This is a genomic window from Candidatus Schekmanbacteria bacterium (assembly GCA_003695725.1).
Lineage (GTDB): Bacteria > Schekmanbacteria > GWA2-38-11 > GWA2-38-11 > J061 > J061.
The window spans coordinates 1-7,763 of record RFHX01000094.1 but is presented as its reverse complement, the minus strand read 5'-3'; the positions used below and the strand labels follow the sequence as shown (position 1 = coordinate 7,763).

7 protein-coding genes are annotated in these 7,763 nt (G+C 35.0%); 3 read left to right on the top strand and 4 right to left on the bottom strand.

The annotated features are described in order from the left end of the window. On the bottom strand, nt 1–1,518 hold a 1,518-nt coding region (locus D6734_03810), incomplete at its 3' end, for a LysM peptidoglycan-binding domain-containing protein (protein ID RMF96339.1). A 129-nt stretch (nt 1,519–1,647) separates the two neighbouring features. Further along, nucleotides 1,648–2,934 carry a radical SAM protein gene (locus tag D6734_03805; protein ID RMF96338.1) on the bottom strand — a complete coding sequence of 429 codons (1,287 nt, stop codon included), beginning with the start codon at nt 2,932–2,934 and terminating at the stop codon, nt 1,648–1,650. A 187-nt stretch (nt 2,935–3,121) separates the two neighbouring features. Here D6734_03805 and sppA point away from each other — a divergent pair, with 187 nt between their 5' ends. Further along, nucleotides 3,122–4,135 (top strand): signal peptide peptidase SppA, encoded by a 1,014-nt coding sequence (gene sppA, locus D6734_03800; GenBank protein RMF96337.1) that lies wholly within the window; start codon nt 3,122–3,124, stop codon nt 4,133–4,135. A gap of 33 nt (nt 4,136–4,168) precedes the next feature. Here sppA and D6734_03795 read toward each other — a convergent pair whose 3' ends face one another. Then, entirely contained in the window at nt 4,169–4,735 is a 567-nt protein-coding gene (locus D6734_03795) for an NADPH-dependent oxidoreductase (protein RMF96336.1), read from the bottom strand. A gap of 164 nt (nt 4,736–4,899) precedes the next feature. Between D6734_03795 and D6734_03790 the strand changes: the two genes are divergently transcribed. Together D6734_03790 and D6734_03785 are read left to right on the top strand one after the other, a co-directional pair. Beyond that, complete coding sequence (locus D6734_03790) at nt 4,900–5,628, top strand: tetratricopeptide repeat protein (protein ID RMF96335.1); 729 nt, start codon at nt 4,900–4,902, stop codon at nt 5,626–5,628. 10 nt (nt 5,629–5,638) lie between these two features. Further along, on the top strand, nt 5,639–6,058 hold the full coding sequence (locus D6734_03785; protein RMF96334.1) for a rhodanese-like domain-containing protein: 420 nt from the start codon (nt 5,639–5,641) through the stop codon (nt 6,056–6,058). Here D6734_03785 and hflX read toward each other — a convergent pair. Beyond that, complete coding sequence (gene hflX / locus D6734_03780; GenBank protein ID RMF96333.1) at nt 6,036–7,676, bottom strand: GTPase HflX; 1,641 nt, start codon at nt 7,674–7,676, stop codon at nt 6,036–6,038. The two genes, D6734_03785 and hflX, sit on opposite strands and share 23 nt — an antisense overlap. Nucleotides 7,677–7,763 lie beyond the last annotated feature (87 nt).

Sequence of the window (7,763 nt, the reverse complement as noted above, 5' to 3'; positions counted from 1 at the left end):
GAATCCTCTATTCCACTTGTTTGGCACAAGGATTGTTTGCCCTACTCTGATTAACCGAGGATTTCTGATATTGTTTGCTTCTGCAATCACTCCTATAGGCACACCAAAATTGCGGGAGATGAGATAAAGCGAATCACCGGGACGAACCTTATATTTATTCCATGCAAGACTATATGAATCTTTGGCTTTTGCGAAAGCTTTTTTGAATGCTAAAGCCCTTCCTTTTGGAATTCTTATTGTGTATTCTTTTAGAGGTGGGGTTGCCCAATATCGGATTTCCGGATTTAGTTTTTTTATTTCCTCTTTGGTTGTATTTGCGCATTTAGCAATGGTATCCAAATCGACTGAACGGTCGATTGTTACTTTCTCAAAAGAGATGGGTTTTTCATAATCAACATTCAAACCATAATGAGATGGATTTTTTGCAACTATTACCGATGCTAAAAAAGCAGGAATATAATTCATTGTTTCCCTTGGAAGTCGAAGCTTCCAAAAATTTTTCGTTCTTTGATAGGTAATTGCTCTTTTGACTCTTCCTTCGCCGGCATTATATCCTGCAAGAGCAAGATACCATGAACCAAGTTCTTCTTTTAGAAATTTTAAATATTTAGCGGCGCTTCTTGTTGCTTTTTCAAAGTCTCTTCTTTCATCAACCCACCAAGTAATATGAAGTCCATATTTGCGTGCCGTACCCGGGATAAACTGCCACAAGCCCGCAGCCCTTGCTCTCGAATAAGCGCTTGTTTTGAAAGCACTTTCGATTATTGGAAGATAGGTAAGGTCAAGAGGTAAGCCTTCTTCTTTAAAAATTTTCCTCAAAATTGGCATATAAGCCCCTGAACGGCCAAGCCATGTTTCAAATTTTTCCTTATTTTCTACTGTATAGTATTCTATATATCTAATGACCTTATCATTTACTTCAATGGGAATATCGAATTTTAGTTCTCTGAGATCTAAAAGGACTTTCTCTTTTATCGTTCGTTCCTCTTCAGGCTTTGCCTTGATTTTTGCGAGCAATATTTCTTCTCTCGTTCTAATATCAGAGTCTTCATTCTGTTCAAGCTTATCAAGAATATCGAGAGAAAGTTCATTATAAAAATTATTGACTTCTTCAGGATATTTTTCCCTTACAGGTGAGTTATGAAGCAATTCCAATGCATTTTCGAATTCTTCTTCAGCCAAATCCCATTTGCCTTGCTCTGCATAGTCAAGACCTTTGCTGTAAAATTGTTCTGCAGTTATAAAAAGACTTTCTAATTCTTTGGGAAGGCTTTCTTTTTCTTCTTTCAATGGCTCGTTATCATATTCAATACTATTTTCTGGGACATCGATAGACGATTCTGTTTTTGCTATTTCTTTTTTTTCCTCGATGGATGCTGTCTTTTTTTCAGTTGTATTTTCTTTTTTGGGGGGATTGATTTGTTCTTCAGGTTGATAGGTAACTCCTGAAATTTTTTCCCAAGCGCAACCGCCACCAAGAGAAATTACACAAAGAAGAATACACAATTTCTGTTTCATTTTCCAGCCTGCCTAAATCCTTTATACATCCCTATTTTATACCCTTAACCTCTTTTCATTGTCAAGTTATCGGAAGATTTAATATTTCTATTCTCTTTTAATTATTATCAGCGAAATTTTTTTATAAGATTAGAGGCAGTGAAGAATATTTTTACTCCATAGGCAGTCAGCGCAGGGTTCTTCATTACCATAGCAATCATAGTCGAAGTTGTCTTTAAAATAACCACAGGAATCATATCCTGAGCAATCGAGGCAGTTTGGGAAATCAAATCTTTTTACTTTATCACGCAATGATTTGTATTTGCTATTATTCCAAATTTCTTCTACGGGCTTTTCTTTTATATTTCCAAAATACAGACGGTGAGTTTCTCTTTGGCATTCATTCAGGTAGTATTTATTGTTGTGCAAAACTCTAAGGCAGGTAGATACATAACCATCCCAACTTACAAAACAGGTATCATCTTCAATAAATGAGCATTTTCGTGAAAAATCAGGGATGACAGGAGGCAAAGTGATGTCAATGTTTAATTCTTCTGACAATTTTTGCGATTTTTCAAAGATTTCTATTACTTCGGAAAGAATTTTATCTCCGTCAATTTCAATAAGTCTTGGAATGTTGAGAAAAAGCTCGTTGGTTTTGGCTTCTTCCAAAGCTTCTTCGATAATAGACCAGAATTTTTCAGATTTGGCATCTTTCTGATGCTTCAAGAGTAAAAAATTCAGATTGGCATAATCTTTGATGTCAATGCCTTCGCTGGCTAATCTTTTTTTTGTTCTTTCATATAATTCAAAAGAATTTTTAGAAAGAGGTTCAAATACTTTTTTCTTATTCAATTCATAAGAGTAAGGCAATACATGTGAAACTATGATAAATCTTACATCTTTTTCTGAGGCGAATTTGATTAACTTCGGTATCTCTCTGAAGTTGTCTCTCGTTATAACAATTTCAAATCCTGTCAAGGGCTTGCTTGTTCCTTTTTTTTTCTTTATTTGATTGAAAGCATCGAGATTTTTCTCTATTGTTTCAAAGGAAGCGCCTTTTCTCATATTTTCTAAAATTTCAGGATTTGTGCTATCGAGGGATATAACGATTTTATCAAGGCCTGCACTTATAATTTTTTCTGCATTTTCTTCATTTAGAAGAATTCCATTTGTTGTAAAACCCACTTCACCTGACGGTTTTATATTTTCTTTTGAAAGCGAAATGTATTTAAAAATATTTTTATTTAAAAGAGGCTCGCCAATTCCATTCAAGTTTATATAATCAAGGTGCTTCATCGATGGAATAAGCTTCTGAAAAGTATCTAACTCCATATCACCTTCTTCATAGTTGTCAGAAAACCTTTTGACGCACATTTCACAGTTGATATTGCATCTGGAAGTTGTCTCTATATAAAGCTTTTTAAAAGTATCCATAATATACCAATAAGTTAGAGAAATTTAACTACTATCCATTATTACAATATGGTTGATTTTTCAAGCGAACTTAAAATTTCAACAACTTCTTCAAATATCTTTGGATAAGAGGATATCGAAGAATTTTAAGTTGACCTTCTGTATATTCATTTGCTAATGTATTTGACTACGCTTGGGAGGATGAGGAGTGTTCAAAAAGGTTAAAATACCTTTTTATTTTCAGATTATCTTTATATTTTTACTTATTGTCCAGATATCCTCCTGCACTTGCATATCAGTTAATATACCTATTTTCCCTGAAGAAAAACCTCTGAGAGAATACAAAATCAGCGGTGAGGGGAAATATAAAATTCTTCTCGTAGATATTTCAGGAATAATTTTATCCGGAGAAGCCGAGTCTTTTACAAGTCTTATTAAAAAGAAGAATATGGCAAAGTATATAAGAGAAGTTTTAGATAAAGCCAAAAAAGACAAAAAAGTCAAAGCTGTCGTATTAAAGATAAATAGTCCGGGTGGGACGGTAACTGCTTCTGACTTGGTTTATAGAGAGATTCTTAAATTTAAAAAAGAAACAGGTATACCAGTATATGCTGCAATGCTTGACTTGGCAACTTCTGGTGCCCTTTATTTGGCAATGGCATGTGATAAAGTTTATGCATCCCCTACAACTATAACCGGCAGTATTGGTGTAATTTTTCAGAATATAGACTTGACAGGATTGCTTGACAAGATTGGTATAAAAGATAGGACAGTTAAATCTGGAGATAAGAAGGATATGGGTTCTCCTTTGAGAAAGATGACTGATGAAGAGATTGCCATTATGAAGGAGATTACATTGGAAATGTACAACAAGTTCATAAATGTGATTGCTGATTCAAGAAAGAAGATGAGCCGAGAGGATATTCTAAAACTTGCCGATGGAAGAATCCTTTCTTCAAAAAAAGCATTGGAGAATGGATTGATTGATGGGATCGAGTATTTAGATGATGTCTTAGAAGAGGCAAAAAAGAATGCAGGGTTAAAGGAGGCAAAGGTTGTAACTTACAATCGCCCCGGTGCGTATGAGCCGAATATTTATTCAATGCCGTCAGGCGGATATGGCAGTAAAGATATACTGAAACTATTGAAAGAAGAAATTTTACACCTATCCACCTCATCAGGATTTATGTATATCTGGAAATACGGTGCTGATATCCACTAAACAGATAAGAATGCACCCCCTCCGGAAAATTTTCTATAATGCATTACCAAGTTTTTTCCCCATTTCTTCTGCTCGCTTTATAACTTCAGGCATTTCGTTTACATCACCCATACCAACTATTTCAGCAAGTTCACCGATAATGTTCATCTTGTTTATTTCAAAATATATTCTCAATGTTTCCATTGCCCGTTTATGTCCATCTCCAGCAACTGTTGTAACAGCTATGGCAGGTTTGCCTGCTAAAGGCCTTTTCCCCAGCACTTCCAATTCCGCATCAGGTCCTATTCCTCTGTAATAAAGAGCCATTGTCCTGTCTATAAAACATTTTGCTATTCCAGAAACATCCATATAATAAGTTGGTGCCCCGAAAATCATAGCACTGCATTCAAGCATTTTCGGATAAATTTCCTGCATATCATCTTTTATTGCGCATTCGCCTTCATTCATCATACAATTGTAGCATCCTGTACATGCAGAGATTTTTTTATCTTTCAGATAAATTAGCTCATATTCCTTACCTGAAGCTTGTGCAACTATTTCTACGAGCTTGTTTGTGTTGCTTGCTTCTCTTAAGCTTGCACAAATACCTAAAACTTTCATAATTCTCTCCTTGTCTTAGATGAAAAATTTCAAGAACGGTTGAAATATTATTAATACTTTTGAATAAAAAAAGTGAAAAACAAAAAAATTGTTTGTATTAATTACATAAACACAATAAAAATAGATTTTAAAGTTTTTTCAATCTTTATAAGGAGAAAAGTTTTATGAGAAAAATTCCTTTATATTTTCTATTCTATTTTTTGTTGTCAGGATTTTTGGTTATATCTGTTGCAAGCGAAAAGAATGTCCTTGAAAAGGCAATTTTGAAGCTTGATGAAAAGATTTTGAATGAGGAAGCAAAGAAAGCAAGCAATAATGGAAACTTAGCTCTTGCAGGCAAACTCTATTTTAAATTGGCAGAATATTATGAATTGAAATCGTCAGGGAAAAAATCCCGTGAATGGAAAAAATCTGAGGAATATTTGGATAAATCGATTGAATTGCTGAGAAAGGCTTCAAAAAACAATAACTTAGTAGAAGTCCATTTCGACTTGGTGCGTGCACTAATATATAGGATAAGACATTATGGAGGGCTTTTTGATTTATATCAGATTATTACAAAAGGTAAGGAAGCTACAAAGGAAATAGAGAAAATAAAAAAATCGAATCCAAAAAGTTATCTTGTAGAGTTGGCTTTAGGTATTCAGACGCTTTATAAACCGGAAAATATGGAAGGTGGAATATTGAATGCTATTCCTCATTTTGAAAAAGCAAAAGAGGCGGCACCCGATAATGCAGAAGTGCTTTATTGGTTTGGAAGAGCGTATTCTCTTGAAGGAGCAAAAGGAGAAGATAAAGAAAAAGCTGTTACTTATCTGAAAAAAGCAATTGAGATGAATCCTGAAGATGTAAGATATTCAATGGAATTGGAAAAAATTTCATCAATAAAATGATAAATATTTTATGGGAAAATATCATTCGCTTTTGAGATTAGGTGTTAGACTATTCTTCATTTTGGTTCTTATCGTGCAGGTCGGATGCAAAGAAGAAGCACCCTATCATAATATCACTCCTTTACAGCTCAAATCTATGCTCGATGAAGATGAGACGCTAATGTTAATCGATGTCAGGACCCGTCCTGAATATGAAGAAGGCCATATAGTTGGAGTTAAGAAACTCATTCCTCTCGACAAGCTTGAAAGTAGGATTGGAGAACTTGAAGAATTTAAAAATAAAAAAATTGTTCTCTATTGCAGAAGTGGGAGCAGAAGCAGTAGGGCGGCAAAGATACTTTTAAGCCACGGATTTAAAAAGATTTACAATCTTCAGGGCGGAATAATTGCATATAAAGAATCTGGTTTTAAGATAGAATCAACGCATTAGAATTTTTAAATTTATCTTTGTCGTCAATCCAGAAAAATTCTTCAATTTTTTCGATCAATTTGCCAAAAGTCTCTCTCTTCTTTGCACATATTGCAATTGCATCTTTATAGGAAGAAAGAATATTTTTCACGACTTCCTCATCGAGAAGATCTATCTTATTAAAAACAAGGAGGGTAGGCTTGTTATTGAGATTCAATTCTTTTAAGATTTCATTTACCGATTTTATTTGTCTTTCAAATGAAGGGCTTGAGATATCGACTATATGAAGCAATAAATCAGCATCTTCCAATTCTTCGAGGGTTGTACGAAAAGCATTTAGAAGATCCTTGGGGAGGTCTTTGATAAATCCCACAGTATCTGTTATTATTACCTCCCGTTCTTTAGGAAATCTCAATCGTCTTGATGCAGGGTCAAGAGTTGCAAACATTTTGGATTCTGCAGTCAGATTACTTGCAGTTAGATTGTTTAGAAGTGTCGACTTTCCTGCGTTGGTGTATCCAATGATTGAGATGATAGGTATGTTGCTTTTATTCCTTTTCGCTCTTCTGACGGATCTTCCTTGACTGAGTTTTTTTATTTTTGATTCAAGAAATTGGATTCTCTTTCTTACCTTTCGTCTGTCGATTTCGAGTTTTGTTTCTCCCGGTCCTCTTCCACCGATTCCGCCCATCAATCTTGACATTTCAGTTCCTTTCCCAACAAGGCGAGGAAGAGTATATTTCAATTGAGCAAGCTCGACCTGAAGTTTTCCTTCCATACTGTGGGCATGTTGGGCAAAAATATCAAGTATTAGCTGGGTTCTATCAATTACTTTTATGTCGATATAATCCGCTATAGCATTTGCTTGAGCTGGGCTAAGATTCCTGTCGAATATAAGAAGGTCGGCTTCTAATTGCATACATTTGACTACAAGTTCGGAAAGTCTGCCTTTCCCAAGCAGATAAGCCGGATTATATGAGTGGACTTTTTGAATTATTCGATCGACGACTTCGACTCCGCAAGATATGGCTAATTCTGTTAGTTCTGCCATTGAATATTCTGCTTCGGATATTCTTTCAGTTGTTACGGAGATCAATATCGCTTTTTCTTTTCTTTCCTTTGTTTCAACTGCGGAACTATTTCTTGAAAATTCTTCTTCAAGGGATGTAATAAGATCTCTAAAATTTATATCTATATTCGCAGGATGGGCAGGTTCCAAAAAATTCCAATTAGATCCATTTTTAGCGGCAGGCAAAAGGTGAACTCCACGCAAAATTTCAGGCAAGCCATCTTTTCCAACTTCTATAGTTGCAACTAAATCAAGCCGTAAAAGGGCAAGGTCTGTCAAGTCGTCATTATTTATCGGTTCTTTCTTCAGGTGTGTATGAACTAAGCGAAGACCTCGAAATCTTTTTTTTCCTTCTCTTGTTCTCCCAAGTTTTGGGAGCATTATGCTCTTTGAATCGCCAACAACTACATATTCAATATCACCACGCCTATTGATTAGAATCCCAATTTGTCTTCCTATTTCATAGGATAATTGAGATAGAAGACGCGCTAATTCAGGAGAAATTATAGATTGGGGAGATATTTTTCTCCTATAAATCCTTTCTAATTGATGGATTGCAGACGCTTTCAATCCTCGTGTGTTTCCAAATACCTTTTTACTTAGGGCTTACTTCTCCTTATTTTGAATTCCGACTTTGTTTTTCGGAAGGCATTATTT

What these genes read in the sequence shown, in the direction of transcription:
- D6734_03805 (RMF96338.1), bottom strand. Translation starts at nt 2,934, where the DNA reads ATGGATACTTTTAAAAAGCTTTATATAGAGACAACTTCCAGATGCAAT.
- D6734_03795 (RMF96336.1), bottom strand. Translation starts at nt 4,735, where the DNA reads ATGAAAGTTTTAGGTATTTGTGCAAGCTTAAGAGAAGCAAGCAACACA.
- D6734_03790 (RMF96335.1), top strand. Translation starts at nt 4,900, where the DNA reads ATGAGAAAAATTCCTTTATATTTTCTATTCTATTTTTTGTTGTCAGGA.
- D6734_03785 (RMF96334.1), top strand. Translation starts at nt 5,639, where the DNA reads ATGGGAAAATATCATTCGCTTTTGAGATTAGGTGTTAGACTATTCTTC.